The sequence below is a fragment of the Legionella sp. ST3F1 genome (assembly GCF_048553315.1).
Taxonomy (GTDB): Bacteria; Pseudomonadota; Gammaproteobacteria; order Legionellales; family Legionellaceae; genus Tatlockia; species Tatlockia donaldsonii.
In genome coordinates, this window is sequence record NZ_JBLZIO010000027.1 from 25,594 (window position 1) to 45,496 (window position 19,903).

Sequence of the window (19,903 nt, forward strand, 5' to 3'; positions counted from 1 at the left end):
TGAACTGAATATCATTGCATTTAGGCACTGGCTTTTATTGTGTGTAGCCTGATAAAGAGACATGCGATTTTACGTATCCTGCGGCCAACGTGGCCCTGCTCTCAGTATCTCGATTTTGTTATCAATTAATTCATCAACGCCAATTTTGTTTTGTGTTTGAAATTTATAATTCACAGATGGATTTTGGAAAAACTGAGGCTTCTTTTTATCCTGAACGCCTAAATCTGGTGTGAGCATGTCTCTAATCTCATTAGCCGACTTAAAATTAGAAATATGTACATAGAGATCACAATCAGACACGGTTTTTCCTGTAGAGTTGCTGTAGTCAATGTATCGTTCACATAAAGCATTCTCTAAATAGTCTTTATCTCTCGCTTGTTCTTCAGGTGTGCCTGCCAGAGTGAATTGCACCAAATCATTTAAAAGGTTGATATGGATCATAAGCGTTCCAATTAGAGGATTGTTTGATTAATTATAGAGCATTGTGTTCTTTTGTGCGCATAAATAATAAAGTGGTAGAGCACAGCCTTTACCGGTATTTACGGTGTTATTCAGTTTGGGAAGGGGTTGTTTCAAAGGTGACTACAATGAGCCAGTTTTGTTTCCACTGTTCTGCCTCTACTCCCACCGCTAGTTGCATTTGTTCTGATTTTGAGTGAATTGAGATGAACTAGCGTTTTGAAGCTGGCAGATTCTTGTTTTTCCGAGTTTTTCTTAAGTAATAGAATAAGGGAAGAAACAGGGGGATAAGTAATAAACCCATAGTAACCTTTGCAGGATTCAGAGCGTATTTCCATTGATAATAACTTAGATTGGGTGCTGATTGTGGATTATAGGCTTCGTATGTCAACAGGGTGATCAAGGTTGTAAATTGGCTATGAATATAGTTCCAGTTGTTCCACAGAATTGCTATTGCAATACCGATTAATCCTCCAATCAGGATAAAGATAATATTGGTTTTGCCCAAGCTGCTTTCAGGGCTAAGATTATTAAAAGCATAATAAAAACCACCGAGCATGATTAGGAGGCTTAAACAGAATAATAAATGGATGATTGGATTTTGCAGCAAGCCCATATAGCCCATTTGATTCGGATCGATTTGAGTCAGTGCGGCTTGAAATGGCGTTGTAAATATTAAAGCAACACGGAAAAAACCAATAAACAGAACGACCGCTAATACAGTCAATGTCCTCTTTTCCATGAGGGTAACTCGCATAGGCCAATAAATTAAAGTATATGCAAAAAGCACACGAACAGAGAAGGCGTTATCCGCTTTATACCATGGTCCTAAAATGTCGTCGCTTTTTCACTACGTCGTTTCTTGCTGCTTTTTGATTAGTAACAAATCGAGGGTAGGTTTCAATTGTAGTCGCGTGGTTTTTAAAAGGGCGCTTTAATTCCTCAATCTCTTTTGCGGCACCGCTAAAAAATAAACTGTAAGGATTACTGTCGGAATACAAAAGACTTTCCGAACTTCTTGTGGCAGAGCAAGGGAACGATTTTTCCGTATCTTTGGGCTTATCATGGGTGATGGTTGAATCTTGCCAATCTGGGGATGAGAGTATCTCTGTAGTAGGGGATGGTGATGAGCTACTGGATGGATGTACTGAACTACCTGTTAATCGTACGTTTACCCAAAATCTGTCGTCATCGAAATCGGAACCAGAGTCATCTGTTGTACTTGATGCTGATGGATCATCTATAGTAGTGGATGCGGTAGAATCATTCAAACTCGTTGATTCATCCAGCAGTGCGTCTATCCAATGTTCGGCATTACTGAGATCCACCGTTGTAGAATCCTCGATGCCCGCCGATTCATCCGGTAGATCGGTCAGTAGTAACTCTACCCAATGTTCCGCATCACTTTGCTCCAGCGCAGTAGAATCCTCTTCTGTACTTGATGTTGACGTCCCGTCCTGGGTGACTGGTGTTATAGAGTTCTCCATACTTGCTGGTTCATCCAGCAGCTCAGTCAATAGTGCCTCTACCCAATGTTCGGCATTACTTAGATCTTGCGTAGCAGAATCCTCTGTTGCTGTTGAAGCAGGACTATCTATACTTGCTATTGCAGACGCTCCTGCAATAAATGGTTCATTCAGCAGATTAGATATAGAAAAAAGAAAGCTATCTACCCAGGTTTGATATCGTTGCTGTGTTTCTTCACTCATAGTTATCCCTAGAGCTGCAAGCGATCGGATTCGTTTCTGTAAATACAGGGCTATGCGAGGGTGTGTTATTGTCTCTTCCAAAATAGTCTGTCCAGGTATCGTTGCACTAAGATGGCGTAATACCCGTTTTCTGTAAGGCATTTCCAGATAGGTCGGTGGAAAGAGGGTGAGGTCAGTACAATCGCCAAATGGGGACAGTAAGTGGCGCGTTTCATTAGGAAACAATCTATCCACAGCTTTATAGGTTGTATCTGCTTGGGTCAATGAAGCAAAAATATTTTTTCTAATAGGGGCAATGGTATGAGAGGTGATTAGCTGACTCATATAAAGTGGAATCTTTAAACCCCTTCGTTGTAATTGCGCTAGCAAACCCACTAAATTTTTTTCAGCAACTCTTTCTTTATGATCCAGGCAAATATCTATAAGAGTGATAAAGGATTCGCCTTCAGCAGTTATGATCTTTAATGCACTCTCAAATTGATGAGGATCCATAGTCCGTACTTCGGTATCCTTTAAAACAATTGTGGGGCAGGCATTGGATCCGTATTCATCCCCACGCAAAGGCAAGGGATCCCCTGCTTTGTTGATATAATGGAAATCAACCGCAGAGTAATTTTTTTTGGCGAAATGATTGATAATTGGTCTTTCGGTCGCTGAGCTTGCTGATTGAACATATAAGGCACAATTATGGACACTATTATCGGGCCAATAAACAGGGATGGTTGCTAATAAAAGATGGATATTGGCTGGGAGTTTAGAAGCAATGCCATCGATTCTTTTAATAAGTAATTTATATTCGTCCAGGCTTAAAGGAGTCTCTTTGGTGTACAGGCTAAATTCATTCAGGCTTAAGCGGGTTACTAAAACATCGGCTGTTGTTATTTCTAGTTTTCTATGGGCTGTATTTGCTTGAGCCGCAAGATTTTCTATATGAGCGGCCATGCGAGTTACCCTATCGTCAGTACTGGAATTGGTGTCCTTAATATACCAAGCCGTACCTCTCAACTCTTTTGCTTTTGATTGTAGGATTTCCCCGTTATTGTTTATTGCAATTATTTCTTGTATCTGAATAGGTTTACCCATCAAAGTACTCTAGGCGCTCAAAAAAATTGAGCTATTTTAAATCAATTTTATTAAGAAAAAATTAAATCGAATAGTTGAATAAATTGTATGGAGGAAACAAAGTGGAATGACAGTGTTTCCTCTATACAATTTATTCAATCGGGTCGGTGTAAGGAATAAGGAAAAGAATATCTAAATTCTGCAAAGGGATAAAATTTTTTTTCTTTATTTGAAATTGAGTCGCTGAAATTTGTTTTGCTTCTTTTTCTCCACAAAAACTTAGTATATTTTTCTTGTCACCTTTATCAATTGTTAGGGTAAAATTGCGAATCGGTCCTGCCCAGTTGGCGCCGGTTTTAAGAATATAAGCTAGGCGTCCTTCCGTATAAGGCGGCGTACTGTTTTTGGTTTTGGGGGTTAAACTTTTTTGTAAATGGTCGCTGATGCAGTATTTTGTAACAAATTCTTTATACCATTTTTCATGGATTGCATACGAAGTGCCTATACTGGTGCCTGCTGATGAGCCAACCACGGGTTGGTATTCATGTTCAATAATAATGGCTTGCCTGGGTGGAAAAATTTGCTCCCAGGTATAAGTAGTTTTTAAGTCCCATGCAGGTTGCGGTTCCTTTCTCATTCCTTTGCCATCGTCGAATTCCTCAAGCCAAATGAGGCCAAGTGATTCTAATTCCGGCCATTGCTGTTTGGGAATAGCCAGTAAGGCTTTTTTGGTTTGACTGTATTCAGGTGATAAAGGAAGCTTGTACTTTTTAAGTATAGCGGTTTGGTCCTTATTTTTAACCAGCGCTTTTTGGTGGATGGACATTTTAATCGGCTGGTTATTGACGCGAGTGACGAAACCCACAGGATTGACTGGATCATCGACGGGTAAAACTGCAAATTGTCTATCATAGCGGTAGCTTTTAATTAAGGGTAAAGGAAAGGCTACCAAAGCCTTAATAGGTTTATCCGATTTATTAAAAAAAATATAACGAATGCGTACCTTCTTTAAGGATAAAAAGAGTTCTTCCGATTGTAATTCAATGAAAGCATTTTTAGTGAAAACTAAACCTCCTGAAGCTAATTCAGCGGTGGAGTCGTTTGCACAGGCAATCCCAGAGAGGAGTAGAATTGGGATTAAAAAAATGTTTCTTATCTTCATGGTGTTTCCTCATAACCCAGGTGCTAAAGCAATTGAGTATAAGTATGAGCAGTACAAGTCATATAATCCAGTGTAATATTTTTTCAGTGATGCTTGCTCATAAATGACATCAAGACAGCTAATGGGAAGCTGTCTGAGGAATAGTTCTAATGCGTGTATACAGAGTCCCCTTGATAGATTATATTCAGGGTAATTAGTTAGTAAGGGACTATTATGAGAAGATTTTTTGCTGTATCCGGCTCACTATTTCTCAGTGCATTTAGTATTAGTTATGCAGCCAGTTATGATTGCCAAAAGGCAGGTAGTGCTGTAGAGAAAATGATTTGCAATGAGCAGGAACTCAGTATAAAAGATAGTTATTTGGGTCTTTTATATAACCAACTTTCTAACACGGCCTCAAATAGCCAATTAACAGAAAGCCAAAAGCAATGGCTAAAAGAACGAAATCGTTGTCAATCTCCATCCTGTCTTGCCAACGCTTATGATCAACGGATCAATGCGCTACATGCCTTGCTGCCAGCTTCGCAACCTATCCAGAAGCAGATTGCCACCGGGACTTGGCTTGCTGACTATAGCAATCAGTATGGGCAGTCCGCTTTGGAAATTACTGCTGTTGACTCAAAAGGTTTCAGTTATACCATTTTGGCAAATAACGGAGGTAATACAGGCGAACTGGACAATAAAGCGTTCTTTATTGGTAAGGATGCTCTAACGATTGATAAAAATGCAGAGGGCGGTAATCCACCTTGCCAACTGCTATTTCAATTTGTAAATAAGGGGCTTGTTGTCAACCAAAATGCTGGTTGTACTTATTACGCAGGAAATGGGGTTTTCTTCAGCGGTAATTATGTCAAAAATGGTAAAAAGAAATCCCTTAATCTTGTAGAACTGGGCTTGTTAGATTCAAAACAACAGGAAGACCGGTTTAAGAAACTGGTGGGTAATGATTACTCTCAGTTTATATCAGGATGCGGGGGGGCGGGGGATAGTGAGCAAAGTACCGATCCTAAAGCCTCTGTCCGTTCAGGATTTATACGAGGCATAGGACCTGGGAACTGTATCATAATGACCAGTGATAATCTGATTTGGGCTGCAGTTTTAAACTCCGATGAGAGAAAAGTAAGCTACTTCACCAATGATCCTAATCGTCGTGGTCAATTACCATCAGCCATTCAAGAGTGGATTGCCGCAAGAGAAAAAGAAGATGGTAAGAATATAGAAATTATTTTTAAATCGCTCTGATGTGGCGTTTTATCTTGTTACTTGTAGTCGCTCTTTAATAATAAGAATCATCTTGCGGTGATTCTTATTTCATAGCTGTTTCCAAGCCTCGTCCCCCCTAATGATTAGTTCTTTCTTGAGTTGTGAAGAGTAGGCACACTCTGGAGAAATGCTAAATGGTCTATAATTAATCATACCTTAGCAAAAGGAGAGAACGATGAGCAAGGAAGAATCCCTACGATTGCAACAGCAAACCCAGAATAGGCTTTTAGGAAAAAATTTACTTAACTCTGTTCAGCCTATGCGAGAACTACTCGAGCTTAATCTTAAAACGCTGCAAAATTTTTCTTATATGAAACCCGAGCAATTAAAGGATCTTAATCGTCCAGAAGAAATTTTGGATAGAAATGTCTCACTATTGTTTGATAATGGACATAAGGCAATCGATTACTTTGAAGAAGCCTTTCATATTTTAGAAAAGCATCTATTTGTGCTGAAAGAAGAGGCAGCCAGGCAAACAAAGAAAGAGATTAAACGAACCACACGAGTTTTGCAGAAAGGGCTGAAAAAACGCGCGCACTAAAACTCAGGGATTAGGGAACGCTTATGAATGAGAAAAAGGACGTTCAATTTCTTAAGCAAGCTTGTGAGCCTGATACTCATTTCAATGAATCTGCACAGCCATTGCTTAGAGAGATTAAAACATTAAGCGAAGAACTGTATGAAAAGGGAAAAAATACGTTTGCGGAGATTGAGGATGAGATGCAAGCATCTAAAGAAATAATTATGCAAGCGGCCAAGGAAAATCCCCTTAAAACCCTGTTAATTGCTGCCGGTATAGGGCTTTTGTTGCTACGCGGAATCTTTGGCAGGCGCTCATAACATGAGCGCCTGCTGAGCTTATTTTTAAACAAGCCGGTGTTGCTGAATTTTCATCCTTTTTTATAAAGTCTTTGCCAGGTCTCCGGATGATTGGGAGTATTCCAATCATGGCCAATCAATTTGCCAATCAGAATATTCTGGATTAAATCCAGGGTTTTTTAGGTAATTGGCATCACAGATAAACAATTAATTGTGATGAGGCAAGAAAAAAACACCTTGATCTACAGGTGGGTTTTCGTTTCGAGGTTAAACGAATAATGGGTTCAATAACTAAAATTTGGGGTTGTGGTATAGGCACCCCTTTTGAGCCTGAGCCCGATAGGGGGCGTCAACAGAGTTCCTTAAATTAAGAAAGGAATGATTTTATAAGGAACCAGCGCACAATATTCATTCCAGTCTTGACCATATTTTTCAGCGCACCGTTTATCATCACGAAAAGCACGGTCGATGAGGAGAATTGTCAGGAAACAAACATAAAAGTAAGGGGAGAAGTGGGTGAAAAGGGCTGGGACTGACCAAAAAAAGGCGCTGGTAAGCTCTGGGACATAATGAAAATGCCTTGCAAGACCCCACCATCCTGAGGCAAGTAGTAAGGTTTTCTTCGTATTTCCTTCGCTCGTTTTATAATGGGCAGGCAAAATCAAGGGTTTCTTGCCCCATATTTTGCAATTGCCTGCTGATTCCCTTGCTCGAATTCGTTGTTTGTCAGCAAGATAATTGATAAGGATACTGGCTGCCCCCAGACTTAAAATAAGTGCAACCCATACAAAATTTAAATGAATTGGGTGAAGTACAAGATACATACTGGGCGAAGTGTAAATACAAGGAACCCAGACCAGGCAACCCCAGCAAATATAAAAGCCAGCTCGATCATGCATAATGTCCAATGAGCGTAAATAGCCTGTTTCCCAAATAAAGAATTTGGCTATATACAAGAATTGTAATGAGACAGAGATGAGCATTGAATTCGCTAGCCCACTCAATTCTGCTTGTTTGGCACAATAAGAGAGAAGCAATAATCCCCAACTCATCATGCCAAAACGGCAAGTAATAAATTTTTTAATATGCCAACCAAAAATTTGTGGGTATAGCTCTGTTCCCCAATAGTAATCAAATAAAATATTATTGCTGATACTTGCATCGGTTGATGAAGGATAAAAGCGTCCCTTAAGATACAATAGGACGCAGAAAAGAAGGCTAAAAAGGTTAAGAGCGCCTAGGATACTACCCAGATTGTCATACAGGATGGTTGCAGGAAATAAATTCAGGCCAAACGTGGCCAGGCAAAACGTTCCCATCGTGGTAATGAAGGCTAAAACGCCATTCGCTTTATAGGTCGGGGTATTTCCCTTCGGTGTAAGAGGCCCTTGAAAAGGTTTTCCGGGCAGAAAACGCATTAAGACGGCTTCAAAGACGATAAAGCAGCCAATGATCATCCAGGCGGTATCTGAACCCCAAAAATAGGGTCTCCATATGTCATAAATGGTTTGTACCAATCCGTTTTGGGTTATCATATTCCATAGCGTCGCTAAGGAACCTGCTAACTCAGTATTGGTGTACCACATCAGCATGACAAAGGGAGGGCATAGCAGAATCAGCAGAAGAGGTCCCAATGAATTCCTAAGATTAAGCCACACTATTTATATCCTTATATCAAGTACTAACCTTTGAGCCTTAAGAGTAACATTAATAACATAATTCCTGAATTTAGTTAACTCAAAGTAACCGAGAGGGATAAAAATACGCTATTGATACCATTTGCTACTCCTATTAAATAATTAATAAATAGGTTCCTGCTTCCGGGTGAACGACAAATAAAACCTGAACGATATCTTGGGATTAGAGGCAGTTAGGTCTCTTTCGGTGTTAATTTAAGTGCATACAGTGGCTTATGGGATTAAAACAAGCCATAGTGAAGCAACCAGGCTTTAGAGAGTTGGATAGGAGAATGTTATGCTGGGATGGCTTGTACGTATACTTTTGGTAGTAGCAGGTTTTATTGCAAGTTGGTTTGTCGCGCGCGATGCGCTTAATTTTGATATCGTGCAAATGGTCGTGGCAATCTTTCTGTTTACCATTATAGTGGCAATAGCAGCCTTTTGGGACCTATTAGCTAAGTGGTTCAGGCATACAGACAAGAGGCCTAAGTAGGCTATATTTTACTTTATTTAATCGGGTAGCCATTTCTATGATAAGCTCGGCCCCATACTAAAAGATGAGTAAAAAAATGATTAGAGTAGGGCAGTTTAACAAATTAAAAGTCATCAAAGAGGTCGCGTTTGGTGTTTACCTGGATGGTGGTAACTGGGGCGAAATTTTATTGCCTAATAAAGTCGTGCCTCAAGGTACCAGGGTGAATGATGTAGTAGATGCGTTTATCTATTTCGATTCGGAAGATAAGATTATTGCCACAACCTTGGCGCCCCGTGCCAAAGTAGGCAGTTTTGCTTTTTTAAAAGTAGTTGATGTTAATCGCATAGGTGCTTTTCTTGATTGGGGATTGGAGAAAGATTTATTAGTTCCTCGACCTGAACAACGTCGTCCGATGGAAAAAGATAAATCGTATCTCGTTTATGTGAAACAGGATAATGAAGGGCGTATTATTGCCAGTTCCAAAATAGATCACTTTCTGGATCAATTACCAGCTCCCTACAAGCCGGGTGAGGAAGTCAATCTACTGATTGCCGAAACCACCCCTTTAGGTACCAAGGCCATTATTAATGATAGCCACTGGGGGCTAATCCACTCCGGGGACATCTTTCAGATATTGAGTTATGGAAAAAGACTACGAGGTTATATAAAAGCAATAAGAGAAGATGGAAAGATTGATATAGCCTTAAGAAAAACCGGCCAGGATAGCATCCAGGAATTAGCCCAGCGTATTGTGGCGCAATTACAAAAAAAGGGTGGTTTTTTACCACTGCATGATAAAAGTTCACCACTTGAAATCCAACGTGCATTTAGCGAGAGTAAAAAAAGCTTCAAGAGCGCAATAGGTCAACTCTATAAACAAGGCGTCATTAGCATTGAGTCAGATGGCATTCGTCTACAGGATAAAGAGAGGCGTCAATAATATCAGGGTTTAGGGTAATAAATCTGGAAAGGCCTGGTTTGTTTATTCACTACGGCAAAGTCTGTTAGTTTATGTGGTTGGATTGAGCTTTTACTGATAATGTCGAACACCTTGATGTTTCTTATGATTTCTGCATCGGCAATCAGTGAGCGATGGCAGCGCCAAGGTACGGCTTCAGCACACATGATGGCCACTGCGGCGTTATTTTTAATGAGATCATGCAATTCTTTAAGTCCTTCATAAAATAGTTTGGTTTGCATGTAATCGGCATAATTACGAAAACTGGCATTCCGCCAGCCCGTGTTGATTGAACTAGGGGAGCCCTTCCGTAAGCCTCCTAATTTGGATAAATGGGTATAACTAATTGCTTCCTTCGCCAGAGAGACGGAAAAATCTTCCTTATTAAACCAGGGGACATAGCGAGACTTTGGCACAGTACGAACATCAACCAGGTGACTAATATGGTAGACGTCAAGGATCGCTATGAATTCTTGCAAGGAATGCGTTGAATGTCCTATGGTATAAAGTCGAGGCATCCTATTTCCCAGATTAAGGATTTAACTTACAGGACTTACGCAAAACTTCGATCTCTTCGTTAAAATTTTATTTTAATTCGGTCATTTAGTTTAGCTAAACGCCCTCATTAAAATAAAATTTTGCCTCGACCTCTAAGTTTGCGTAAGCCCTGACTTAATAATGGTTGAAAATTTTTATTATTCAAGAATAAGGGTCGAATTTTAAATTGATCATTGCTCCGATACCGAAGTAAACTTGTTCTATCTGCACAAGACGTCAATAAATTATGTTATCGATTAAAGACCATCTCCTTGTACATCGATACTCCTATGAGTTTTTTAAACTGTCGCTGAATTTTAGAAAAAATTATGAAACCTCTTTGTTTTTTGGTGAAAACAAGTCTTTGCGAATGTTCGTCAATGGTGCACTGGTTAGCCCCAACCTGTTCAATCTTTATTATTTAATTACCCTGGTTCGCCAAGGATTAATTCTTACGGCCCACACGGATAAGAAATTAGAGGATTATGTGTCTTTTACGCGCGCTAATTTTAGTCCTTTAATTAAATCCTGGTGTGACTGGTGCTCGATTGTGAATGGTTATGGTTCCTTTCTGATTGAGGTTATTAATGATTACCTCGCACATGATCCTGACGCCAGTACAATGTCGAAATTAAAACTCTTTAAGTACAAGGCACTAATTCATTTTGATTATTTAAAAATCATGTTACCGAAAGAGAGTTATTTTTCAAATCAGCCACCACGTCAGCCAGCCGATTTATTTCCTGCTTTTGAGCAAACCAATTCACGGTTGCTTAAAAAGCTCTTGAAAACCCTTACTCGTTCCTATAATACATTCCAGGCAGTAGAACATCGATGGTGTCCATTTCTCCATATAAAGCGTATTGCATTAGCTCCCACAGCATCGGATCGATATAGTTTTTATTTAAACTGTTTGGGATATGCTGATCTGATGCGAGCAGGGGAAATACTTGCTCATTTCAAACACCTCAAATGCAATCAGTGTGCAGAGCAAATTAATCATTTTTTAGGAAATAATTCAAATGCAGTTGAAAAAGATAAACTTGCGCTGCATACGGAAGAGTTTTTTGCTCTTATATGTAAACTTTCGCGCGCAAAGCCGCGTTAATGCTGATCATGCAGTTTAATTTTCGGCTAATAATTTTTTGATAGGATTTAGCGGTCCAATCAACCAATAAGGGTTTAAAGATGACTTGTGTTTATAAAATCTTAACCGTTGACGAGTGGACCGCTTTCGAGAAAAGCGGTCATTTCGATGGTTCTGCAAACGATAAGAAAGATGGATTCATCCATTTAACGTTCGAAAATCAATATCCCGCAATTCTTGAAAAATTCTTCAAGGGAATTGATAGGGTCGTTTTAGTAGAGATTGACAGTAGATTATTGGAAAAAGATACTTTGAAAGTGGAAGCTAATAAACCGGGTGGCGAGCAATATCCCCATCTATACAGCATGATGTCCATGAAAGCAGTTAGCTCTCATACGGAGCTGGAACTTCCCTATGAGCCGAGAGCTATTTTTCAAATCTAACGATTGTTATTCTCAGTATCTGCTGCCCGAGGGAATTCTGCTTTTTGACTTGGATTCCACCGGACTATATGCTAACTATTTATTACTATCTCCATAACGTTTTGAGCATGCTTAATGAATATATTTCCCTGGCAGAGGTCTATCTGGAGGCGTTTCGAAAGCAGCTCTATGATGATTCTTTAGTCGAAAGGATCGATAAAATAATCACTGAACCCATAGAGGGAATAAGCTTCATTGAGGCGTTGTTAGCCCAGGCAACTAATCTTGCAGAGTTGGCTTATATCGCAGCAGGTCCTTTGGAAGATTTTTTCATAAAAAATTATGAGGTTCTTGAGGAGCCTTTCGATAAATTACTACGAACGAACAGCAAGATGAGGCAGGCGCTGACAGGTATTTGGATAAGTGAAAATACGAAAGCCAGAATTACCCTGGATAAATTGCTGGATAAATATCATTTAACCTATGGTTCGTTATAAGGTTGTATTTTATACCTTCTTGTATTGAATTAATAAAATAAATCAAAAGGTTGGTGTTATTTTTTTACAATTCGGTTGGGTTTCTTATCTGACTGTAAACACAAGGATGCGTAAAATCGACATGAAAAAAAATCTGAGTGCGCTGAGCTTATTATGGATTGCAATGACCAGCATGATTGGTTCAGGCTGGTTATTTGGTTCTTTATATTCTGCCCATTTTGCGGGTCCAGCAGCCATTATCGCTTGGCCCCTCGCTGGTTTTTTACTGCTGTTTGTTGCTTTGGCTTATGCTGAAATAGGGACCATGTTTCCTCGAGCTGATACACTGGCTTGTTTACCTTTATACACTCATGGCCGTTTAACCGGTGTGATGATCAGTAGCTTGGCGTGGTTTTCCCTGGCCATTTTACCGGTAATTGAGACTCAGGGGGTTATTCAGTACGCCAGTAATTATATTCCCGGATTAATTATTCATGAGGGTATGCATTATACCAATACACCCCTGGGTTATTTACTGGCGTTGGTATTACTCATGAGTTTTGTTTTATTTAATTATTTCGGGATTGGTTTATTCGCACGAATTAATGCCGCTTTTACTGTCTGGAAAATACTAATCCCAATCCTTACAGTCATTAGCTTGTTAACCATGAGTTACCACACGAAAAATTTTTCCCAATACGGCGGTTTTATGCCCTATGGCTGGCAGGGAGTTATGGCTGCTATGTCGAGTGGGGGAGTCCTTTTTTCTTTATTGGGATTTCGGCAAGTTATTATTATGATGGGCGAAATTGAAAAACCAGGGAAATATGTTCCCCTCATTTTAGTGGGCTCGTTATTGGTGACGACCTTGCTTTACACAAGCTTGCAATGGTCGTTTATTGGCAGCGTCAGTGAGCATGATCTAAGCAATGGATGGGCGAAGTTGTCTTTTACAGGTGATGCTGGTCCTTTTGCTGCATTGGCTGCTCTGGCCGGGATGATAGGGCTTAGTGTTTTACTATACGCTGATGCCTTTGTATCGCCTTACTCAACAGGTTTGGTTTATTCAACCACGGCAGCTCATATGTTGGCGAGTATGGATTCCGTCGCTTATATACCAAAAATCGTCGCTAAAAAAAATAAATATCAGGTTCCTTGGGTGAGTTTGTGTGTGAATTTTTTATTAGCTGCTACGATGTCTATCATGTTACACGGTTGGCAAGAAATGTCGGCTTTTTTAGTAGCCATATTAATGGTTAGCTATGCTGTAGGGCCCGTTTGCCTTATCTGCTTGCGTAAACAATTGCCTGATTATAAAAGACCCTTTCGTTTGCGTTGTAGTGGCTTTATTGCATGGATTGGATTCTATGTCTGTACCGTAGGGGTTTATTGGTCTGGTTTCCACAGTGTACGAAAATTATTAGGCATTGTGATCCTTGGTCTGGTATTTTCCGGTCTTTATTGTTTTATAAAAAAAGCACATCGAGATCTTGATGGGAAGCAATCGCTTTGGTTTTTGTTTTATCTTCTTGGGCTGGGAATTTTTTCTTATTGCGGCAATTATGGTGGAAAACATGTCATACCCCAATATTGGGATTTATTGTATTTATTATTATTTAGCCTAATTATTTTTGGCTTCGCCTTCTTATCCAGGAAACCAGGTAGTTATACCCAGACATTGGTTTCAAAAACCCTTTAGGAATCAAAAAATTACATCTCTTTTGATTTCTTCTAAAAGTAATCATTGGAATATCCAATCTGCAAACGCTATGAAATTCTTAGGTAAGAAAACACGTTCAGTCTATCTATTTCAATTATTCATTCAAATTGTAGAGTCAAGACTGTTTTTTTAATATTTATTTGTTTATCATAGCTAAGCGCTAGTTCTATTGCTTCTTCTAAAATCCTGTGGATAACTTTTTAATCTTACCGTCGGTTTTTTATAAAAAAACCGGCTCATTGCAATGAGAAACCTTGTTTTAAAAGGCCTGAATGATTTTTTCAATTAATGATTGATTTTTATCTTATCCACAAAATCTGTGGATAAGAATGTGTATAGAGTGTCAAAACTCAATAAACTAATGCAGTTAATCGGATGCTCAACAACTTGTCATGATTTCTGTGAGATAGAACCAAAGCGAAGTTGTCATGATAAATTCCAAACTAATTCAAAATTCAAGCCTGACCCCATTGATGTAGCTCCCTCTTTATTTGACATGTCTAAATCTTTTGTAATCGAAAGGGAGGTATTATTTCTTTTCCAAACTTGAAAAAACACTACCTAAAGAGGAAGTCACGATTGCTGTATTCATCGGGTTTATAGGAAAGAGGGGGAGGGAGCTTCCTTATTGGAAAAGGGGTTCTAATGTAGATCTAGGAAATAAAAAATTCTGTAGTGCCTGCTAAAAAAGCTAAAAAAATTCATTTGCAAGGCACCACAGAATCAAATACTATAAATCTGCGTTTGATGTGTTTAAATGCAATAAGCGCTGACAGAGAGGCATCTCACCTCCTCCCCGCCAGCTAACCAAATTTATCAGTGGAGATAAAAATGGCTAAACGAATCTTAGTCTATTTCAGTTTTGTATTTCAATGGCATGTCCGTAAGAAGCCGCCAAAATTTCCCATTATTTACACCGGTTGAACATTAGAAGCATGGTTTACAGCGTGCTTTTAATTCGCTTTTGACCAGAAATCTTAATTATTTCAGCGACTAGAGATACAGGAATTATTTTTTGAATGATTCCTGTACTAAGTCACGCCTTTAAAAAATAAAGGAAGAATAATGGTGAAAACAAAGCAAGAAACCTTGATGAAAACGAATTTAATCGATAGTCCCTTTTTTAAAGTGTTTGCAAAGAACTATCTGGCCTATTTAGGAAATAGCAATCCAACCTCTAATCAATTAGCGGAAATTCAAGCTCTGCTTGCCAGCACTTGGATACGACAACCGATTCATTTCGACCTGCGTTTAAGCGAGCAGGAAAAGCAATGCCTTTATCTATCGGCGCAAGGTAAAGAGGTGAAAGAAATAGCAGCGTTTTTAAAGGTATCCGCCCGAAGAGTGACTCAGCATCGGCAATCCATCTTTCAAAAATTGGATTGTAAAAATATAACCAGTGCGATTATTGTTGGATTGCGGTTTGGAGTAGTCAAAGCTGAGGATTTACGGAGAGACAGGTAGATTGGTTTGGTAAGTTACAATAACTACTCCCTGTATTGTTTTGAGTTAATCAAAAATAGTGGAATTTACGTCCCAGAAAATACTCTGGCGCTGCATACTCTATACGATGATCAATTTATATTGGTATTAGGAAAGGTATTACACCATGGGTGAATAAAATGGGGGGGTTCTTTACTCCGTATAAATTCTGGCATTAAAAATTTTGAGGCAGCGGAATAGGGACAACAAAAGTTAATAAATATTGTTAACTTATCAAAGTTAAGTTCATCCATACCTCAATAAGTAAATTAACTCTAAATGAAATGACTCTTTCATATCTCATTTACTCCCTTCATGTCTATGAGTCTGCGCTCTCTCAAGCTATCTTAGCTGGGATATCTATAATAACACTAGGAAGATGAATTGAAGATTAGGTTAAAATATGTCCAACTATTTTTATAAGGGAATATTGGAAAAAGACGCTCTTGTAATTTATTTATGCAGCACTGCCTGGAAGCCTAAGACAAATGGGAGAATTTACACCTCCTCCCTTAATGATGAGAAAAATCAGTTCCTTCATCCAACTCTTTATCCTCCTTCTTTTGTGTCAACTTGTTTGGGTGGGTTTCTAAGGAAGAAAAAAAGGATGGTTTGCCTTGCAGGGAGCTCTGCTCTTTTTGTTGCTGTTGCTGTACCTGTTCCATATCTATTTTTTTAAGAAGAACACTGATATATTTTTGAGATTGTTTTAATTCTGAGAGCGTTTTAGTCAAAAATTCGAACTCAGACTCTATTTTTTTTTTGCGTTTTTCTACTTCGGATTCTTTAGTAGGTATAGGCGCTTCTCTTAACTCATTCAATCGCTCTAGAAGTGGTATTGATTCCACCAAGTTTGTAGTAATTATTTGTTGCTCTAGTAGACTAATATCTAGTTCACGATTTTCTCTTTGCAACTCATTATATTGTAGCGATTCTTCATTATCATAGTCAGTTGCATTAAGTTTTTCCATTTCTTTTATTAATTCTGCTATTTCATCTTTGATCGCTTCCTTTTTATGGGAGATTATAAGGCCTATTTTTTCCATCATGGTTTTTACGGATACCTCCATTGAGCTTAAATGGGGCAACTCATCATGGCTTACCGGTGCCAGCCGTTGATATATTTTTTCTGCTTGCGGATTCATGGCAACCAAATTTGCTTGATATTTTTCTCTTAATTTAAAGAGCCTAAAACCACCGCCTTCTTGAATCAAATCAATTCTGAGATTTTTACCCCTAATACCAATAGTAGTAAAGGCAATTTCTAACATTTCTTTATCTGAAATACCTAATATCTTGCTGATTAAAGGGGACATATGATGCCCATAAAAATCAGATTGGCCTGGCTTCTTTTCTAGCTTTATATATTTACTAATATAATAAGCAAGTTGAGTGGATATAGTTTCAGTAATGTTGCAGCCTGCGGAACGTAACATAAATGTACTATCTTCCATTGCCACTACTGGGAATAAACAGATAGCTCCAGGTTTCATTACTCCCTCATCAGGATTAGCAAGTCGCAAGATAGAACCAGAATAACGATAACCAATATAAGTTGGGAATTCATTTACTAATAAGCGTTCGAAATTTTCTGCAGAAATAAAAAATTCGTATTTGATAAGATTAGCAGCCTCTTGAGATGGACCTTTTGGTTCTCGAGTCTGAGCGTATTGTCTCTGATTAGGTAGTTTAGGAATGTTATTTTTTTTGCATAGAGTCTCAAAGTCAGCGACTAATTCAGCAAAATCCTGATTTTCAACACTGTCTTTTTGACAGGTAATGCTTAAATAACCACTAGGTCTTTGAATGCTGGCATTAGGATAGCCTGGCTCTTCATTGAGTTCACGTTGTATGGCTCTTAACAGATAAAATACGTTCATTAATTTGATTGCAATTATTCAATATAAACATCATTAGTCTAGTACTAAAATTGAGCACAATCAAAAAAAGCGCTGTTACCAATATGATCAAAGTTAGAAAAGTTAAATTTTAGGTAGATCTCAACTGTAAATGCCGAACTGTTCACTGATGAAGAATACTTCATTTTACTGGGGTTCGCGAATGCCATACTACTCCGGACTGGTTGTTAATTTATAAAATTATTAAAGACAGTATCTACGCTTGCTTAGCAAGCTCTCTAATGATAATCCTCGACGTCTTGAAGGAGTTTTCTGTGCTTCAAAATTGTTTCATTCTATTCTGGTATCTTTCTTCTGCTTCTTTTTCTAATTTTTCCAAAGAATATTGAGTTTTAAAAATAGACAACCATCCTGTTCTCGAAGAACTAACCACCCCATCTTTCAATTTCTGATTAGCACACTCAATAATTTTGATATTGTCATTAACAGAGCATTTGCTGATAAAAGAAAAAATGTGAAAGTATATTTCTGGTAGAATTTTTCCCTCTATCACTAATTGCTGCCCTTGAAATGCCCAGACATTTGCAGCTGTTGATAAATATCCTTTTGCTTGTTCAAAATTGAGGTTATATCCCCTCATCAGTTGGTTTAGTTTTCCTGCTCTCTTTATTAGTGGGGCTAAGTTCTGAAGGATATACTCTTCTATAATTTGCTTTCTTTCTTTTTCACCGCGAGTAGATTGCCCTAAATCTAATAAATCAATGACATACTGTTCTGCTATACACTTTCTTAGTTCGTGAGTATCACTAAAACTCATTAAGTGTAACAGATTCGCCTCATTGATATGCCCTCCTAGTCCATAGCAAGAAGCAGCCCACTCTGCATTGCGGCAGGCAGCCCCTTTTTTGGACAAGAGCTCATTGACCTCTTTCAGGTACCCTCTGCTCGCATAGCCCGTTAGAGCAGACTCTGGGCCTGCTCCTTGGGCGATGAGTTCGTTTACTGGGTTAACATGCCCTCCTCGTGCATAGCTGATAACCAGATCGTTCTTACTCATGGCCGGTCTCACTTGGGGGATAAGTTCCTTGACTTGAAGGATATGTCCGCCTTCCGCATAGCGCATTAGAACACATGCTATGGGCCTTCTTTGCGCCATCAGTTGGTTAACTTCATACACATGTCCACCCATCGCAAATCCTGCTAACGCGTCATTTTCATCCCCTGTTTCCGTGCGCAGTTTTTTGACCTCGCGCCATCGCCCACCTATCGCAAAGCCTTCTATGGCATTAGCCTTATTGGCTCCCTCAGCCATCAATTGGTTGACCGCGTCCACATGTCCACCTATCGCAAACCCCCTGGTAGCTTTACCTCTACTAGCTCCTTGCGCTATGAGCTGTTTGGCTTCATGAACATGACCACCTATCCCAAAGCCTTCTGCAGCATAATCTTTGTTGGCACCTTGTGCGATTAATTGGTTAACCTCATGGACATAACCACCTATCGCAAAGCCTTTTGCAGCGTAATTTTTACTAGCTCCTTGCGCAATCAGTTGGTTAACTAGACGTACATGACCACCCATCGCATATCCCTGTACAGCGTAATTTATGCTCAAGTTAAACCGCGTTAACAAAAGCTCAACTGCTTCGATATTTTTTTCCTTGGCTAGTAATATCACCGCATTGTATTCACAGTAAAAGGCCCCTAGAGAAAAACCTTCTTTCTCAAGTTGAGCTAACTCAGTTACATCATTTTTTTTAGCTAATTCATAAACCAACTGAACTAGGGATTGAGGAGATAATATAGTCATATTTAAAATATCCAATTTAATGGAGTCACGAAAAGTAAACTTAACCTGATCTCTTTGTTTGATTTATGGGCATAATGGTTTCATTTGAGCGGAGCGAAATACAGCGAAAAATTTTCTAGAACAGATTCCCGAAAGGAATTCACCATTAATCTCTACAAACAGTTGTCTTTTAAGAAAGGGGTTGCTCGGGTTCTGTCGAAAATAGAAAAAGCTAGTATACTCATACTCTAAAGCTAAAAATTGGAGTTTAAAATTGAGCGGTGATTAGTTTTACAAGTCGTCATTTTCCAAAAGATATCATATTGATGGCTGCTCGATAGGAACAGCCCATGATTTTAGTTAACGCGACACTTAAGCTTTGTTTTGATAGTTTTCCTACAGCGGTATCGATAAGGCTATTCATTCTAACTCCTGTTGTTGGGGTATTTGACTATTCTCATCAACGCGTACTGCTTAAAACCTTAAAAATTTGTTTTCTTAAAACAAAGTAGGGATTGTTACGCAAAGAACCTGCCAGGTATTGATGTGGCTGCTTAATCGAAATCAATCTCGTTCATTTTGCTCGTTCTCATCGATTGTAAAAAGGGCTCTTTTAGAATACCCGCGAAATTGTTCTGATTTAACTCTTCCGCGTCACTCATTTGAATTACTGTGAAAATTAGTGCCAAGTGCCAGTGTTCTATGAATATCGATGGTTGCCTGAAATTTAAACCAGTTTTTTTTAGCCAGCTCGCCATCTTTCCTTTCCGCATTTAATAGACCATTAAAAAATCAAAATCCCATGTTATCAGTTTGTTGAGCTTTAAAATTTACATTCGATGTAATTATTAATATTTGATTTCAGTGGGGTTGATCTCCTCCCTAAAAATAGATCCACTGTAAATTAGAGAATCTGGCAAAATATCAATTAATAAAAACGGGGTATTT

General features: G+C 38.8%; 18 protein-coding genes. 10 read left to right on the plus strand and 8 right to left on the minus strand.

All coding sequences use genetic code 11. The annotated features are described in order from the left end of the window. Positions 1-69 precede the first annotated feature (69 nt). From ACN4Z1_RS14890 to ACN4Z1_RS14905, 4 genes are all read right to left on the minus strand, one after another. The gene (locus tag ACN4Z1_RS14890) at positions 70-441 is read right to left on the minus strand and encodes a hypothetical protein (RefSeq protein ID WP_115220975.1); all 372 of its coding nucleotides are present in this window, start codon (positions 439-441) and stop codon (positions 70-72) included. 229 nt (positions 442-670) lie between these two features. Beyond that, positions 671-1,201 carry a hypothetical protein gene (locus tag ACN4Z1_RS14895; RefSeq protein ID WP_228364292.1) on the minus strand — a complete coding sequence of 177 codons (531 nt, stop codon included), beginning with the start codon at positions 1,199-1,201 and terminating at the stop codon, positions 671-673. A gap of 73 nt (positions 1,202-1,274) precedes the next feature. After that, a complete protein-coding gene (locus ACN4Z1_RS14900; protein WP_228364291.1) occupies positions 1,275-3,251 on the minus strand; it encodes a hypothetical protein in 1,977 nt (658 codons plus the stop codon). A 130-nt stretch (positions 3,252-3,381) separates the two neighbouring features. Continuing rightward, the gene (locus ACN4Z1_RS14905) at positions 3,382-4,392 is read right to left on the minus strand and encodes a DUF4424 family protein (RefSeq protein WP_228364290.1); all 1,011 of its coding nucleotides are present in this window, start codon (positions 4,390-4,392) and stop codon (positions 3,382-3,384) included. A gap of 213 nt (positions 4,393-4,605) precedes the next feature. Between ACN4Z1_RS14905 and ACN4Z1_RS14910 the strand changes: the two genes are divergently transcribed. The 3 genes from ACN4Z1_RS14910 (at position 4,606) to ACN4Z1_RS14920 (ending at position 6,495) form a co-directional block, all read left to right on the plus strand. Then, the gene (locus ACN4Z1_RS14910) at positions 4,606-5,634 is read left to right on the plus strand and encodes a lysozyme inhibitor LprI family protein (RefSeq protein WP_228364289.1); all 1,029 of its coding nucleotides are present in this window, start codon (positions 4,606-4,608) and stop codon (positions 5,632-5,634) included. Positions 5,635-5,830: 196 nt separating this feature from the next. Beyond that, positions 5,831-6,196 carry a phasin family protein gene (locus tag ACN4Z1_RS14915; RefSeq protein ID WP_228364288.1) on the plus strand — a complete coding sequence of 122 codons (366 nt, stop codon included), beginning with the start codon at positions 5,831-5,833 and terminating at the stop codon, positions 6,194-6,196. A 23-nt stretch (positions 6,197-6,219) separates the two neighbouring features. After that, positions 6,220-6,495, plus strand: coding sequence for a hypothetical protein (locus ACN4Z1_RS14920; RefSeq protein WP_228364287.1), 276 nt, complete (start codon positions 6,220-6,222; stop codon positions 6,493-6,495). A 341-nt stretch (positions 6,496-6,836) separates the two neighbouring features. On the opposite strand, the gene ACN4Z1_RS14925 is transcribed toward ACN4Z1_RS14920, so the two are convergent. After that, positions 6,837-8,132 carry a 7-dehydrocholesterol reductase gene (locus ACN4Z1_RS14925; protein WP_419388020.1) on the minus strand — a complete coding sequence of 432 codons (1,296 nt, stop codon included), beginning with the start codon at positions 8,130-8,132 and terminating at the stop codon, positions 6,837-6,839. 316 nt (positions 8,133-8,448) lie between these two features. Here ACN4Z1_RS14925 and ACN4Z1_RS14930 point away from each other — a divergent pair, with 316 nt between their 5' ends. Together ACN4Z1_RS14930 and ACN4Z1_RS14935 are read left to right on the plus strand one after the other, a co-directional pair. Next, positions 8,449-8,646, plus strand: a complete 198-nt coding sequence (locus ACN4Z1_RS14930; protein WP_228364285.1) for a hypothetical protein — start codon at positions 8,449-8,451, stop codon at positions 8,644-8,646. Positions 8,647-8,722: 76 nt separating this feature from the next. Then, a complete protein-coding gene (locus tag ACN4Z1_RS14935) occupies positions 8,723-9,568 on the plus strand; it encodes a S1 RNA-binding domain-containing protein (RefSeq protein ID WP_419385850.1) in 846 nt (281 codons plus the stop codon). A 2-nt stretch (positions 9,569-9,570) separates the two neighbouring features. On the opposite strand, the gene ACN4Z1_RS14940 is transcribed toward ACN4Z1_RS14935, so the two are convergent. Beyond that, positions 9,571-10,104, minus strand: a complete 534-nt coding sequence (locus ACN4Z1_RS14940) for a DUF488 family protein (protein WP_228364283.1) — start codon at positions 10,102-10,104, stop codon at positions 9,571-9,573. Positions 10,105-10,370: 266 nt separating this feature from the next. Here ACN4Z1_RS14940 and ACN4Z1_RS14945 point away from each other — a divergent pair, with 266 nt between their 5' ends. The 5 genes from ACN4Z1_RS14945 to ACN4Z1_RS14965 all read left to right on the plus strand — a co-directional run bounded on the left by ACN4Z1_RS14945 (position 10,371) and on the right by ACN4Z1_RS14965 (position 15,292). Next, positions 10,371-11,231 (plus strand): hypothetical protein, encoded by an 861-nt coding sequence (locus ACN4Z1_RS14945; RefSeq protein WP_228364282.1) that lies wholly within the window; start codon positions 10,371-10,373, stop codon positions 11,229-11,231. A gap of 80 nt (positions 11,232-11,311) precedes the next feature. After that, the gene (locus tag ACN4Z1_RS14950; RefSeq protein ID WP_228364281.1) at positions 11,312-11,653 is read left to right on the plus strand and encodes a DUF952 domain-containing protein; all 342 of its coding nucleotides are present in this window, start codon (positions 11,312-11,314) and stop codon (positions 11,651-11,653) included. 44 nt (positions 11,654-11,697) lie between these two features. After that, positions 11,698-12,129, plus strand: coding sequence for a DUF6869 domain-containing protein (locus ACN4Z1_RS14955; RefSeq protein WP_228364280.1), 432 nt, complete (start codon positions 11,698-11,700; stop codon positions 12,127-12,129). A gap of 121 nt (positions 12,130-12,250) precedes the next feature. Further along, entirely contained in the window at positions 12,251-13,807 is a 1,557-nt protein-coding gene (locus tag ACN4Z1_RS14960) for an APC family permease (protein WP_228364279.1), read from the plus strand. Positions 13,808-14,893: 1,086 nt separating this feature from the next. After that, on the plus strand, positions 14,894-15,292 hold the full coding sequence (locus ACN4Z1_RS14965; protein WP_419388019.1) for a response regulator transcription factor: 399 nt from the start codon (positions 14,894-14,896) through the stop codon (positions 15,290-15,292). A 530-nt stretch (positions 15,293-15,822) separates the two neighbouring features. Here ACN4Z1_RS14965 and ACN4Z1_RS14970 read toward each other — a convergent pair. Then, positions 15,823-17,190 carry a hypothetical protein gene (locus tag ACN4Z1_RS14970; RefSeq protein WP_419388018.1) on the minus strand — a complete coding sequence of 456 codons (1,368 nt, stop codon included), beginning with the start codon at positions 17,188-17,190 and terminating at the stop codon, positions 15,823-15,825. Positions 17,191-17,488: 298 nt separating this feature from the next. Beyond that, the gene (locus ACN4Z1_RS14975) at positions 17,489-18,976 is read right to left on the minus strand and encodes a hypothetical protein (protein ID WP_419388017.1); all 1,488 of its coding nucleotides are present in this window, start codon (positions 18,974-18,976) and stop codon (positions 17,489-17,491) included. Positions 18,977-19,903 lie beyond the last annotated feature (927 nt).

Bases quoted from the DNA above. Each gene is read 5' to 3' on its own strand.
- ACN4Z1_RS14890 (WP_115220975.1), bottom strand. From the start codon at position 441: ATGATCCATATCAACCTTTTAAATGATTTGGTGCAATTCACTCTGGCA.
- ACN4Z1_RS14895 (WP_228364292.1), bottom strand. From the start codon at position 1,201: ATGGAAAAGAGGACATTGACTGTATTAGCGGTCGTTCTGTTTATTGGT.
- ACN4Z1_RS14900 (WP_228364291.1), bottom strand. From the start codon at position 3,251: ATGGGTAAACCTATTCAGATACAAGAAATAATTGCAATAAACAATAAC.
- ACN4Z1_RS14905 (WP_228364290.1), bottom strand. From the start codon at position 4,392: ATGAAGATAAGAAACATTTTTTTAATCCCAATTCTACTCCTCTCTGGG.
- ACN4Z1_RS14910 (WP_228364289.1), top strand. From the start codon at position 4,606: ATGAGAAGATTTTTTGCTGTATCCGGCTCACTATTTCTCAGTGCATTT.
- ACN4Z1_RS14915 (WP_228364288.1), top strand. From the start codon at position 5,831: ATGAGCAAGGAAGAATCCCTACGATTGCAACAGCAAACCCAGAATAGG.
- ACN4Z1_RS14920 (WP_228364287.1), top strand. From the start codon at position 6,220: ATGAATGAGAAAAAGGACGTTCAATTTCTTAAGCAAGCTTGTGAGCCT.
- ACN4Z1_RS14930 (WP_228364285.1), top strand. From the start codon at position 8,449: ATGCTGGGATGGCTTGTACGTATACTTTTGGTAGTAGCAGGTTTTATT.
- ACN4Z1_RS14935 (WP_419385850.1), top strand. From the start codon at position 8,723: ATGATTAGAGTAGGGCAGTTTAACAAATTAAAAGTCATCAAAGAGGTC.
- ACN4Z1_RS14940 (WP_228364283.1), bottom strand. From the start codon at position 10,104: ATGCCTCGACTTTATACCATAGGACATTCAACGCATTCCTTGCAAGAA.
- ACN4Z1_RS14945 (WP_228364282.1), top strand. From the start codon at position 10,371: ATGTTATCGATTAAAGACCATCTCCTTGTACATCGATACTCCTATGAG.
- ACN4Z1_RS14950 (WP_228364281.1), top strand. From the start codon at position 11,312: ATGACTTGTGTTTATAAAATCTTAACCGTTGACGAGTGGACCGCTTTC.
- ACN4Z1_RS14960 (WP_228364279.1), top strand. From the start codon at position 12,251: ATGAAAAAAAATCTGAGTGCGCTGAGCTTATTATGGATTGCAATGACC.
- ACN4Z1_RS14965 (WP_419388019.1), top strand. From the start codon at position 14,894: ATGGTGAAAACAAAGCAAGAAACCTTGATGAAAACGAATTTAATCGAT.
- ACN4Z1_RS14970 (WP_419388018.1), bottom strand. From the start codon at position 17,190: ATGAACGTATTTTATCTGTTAAGAGCCATACAACGTGAACTCAATGAA.
- ACN4Z1_RS14975 (WP_419388017.1), bottom strand. From the start codon at position 18,976: ATGACTATATTATCTCCTCAATCCCTAGTTCAGTTGGTTTATGAATTA.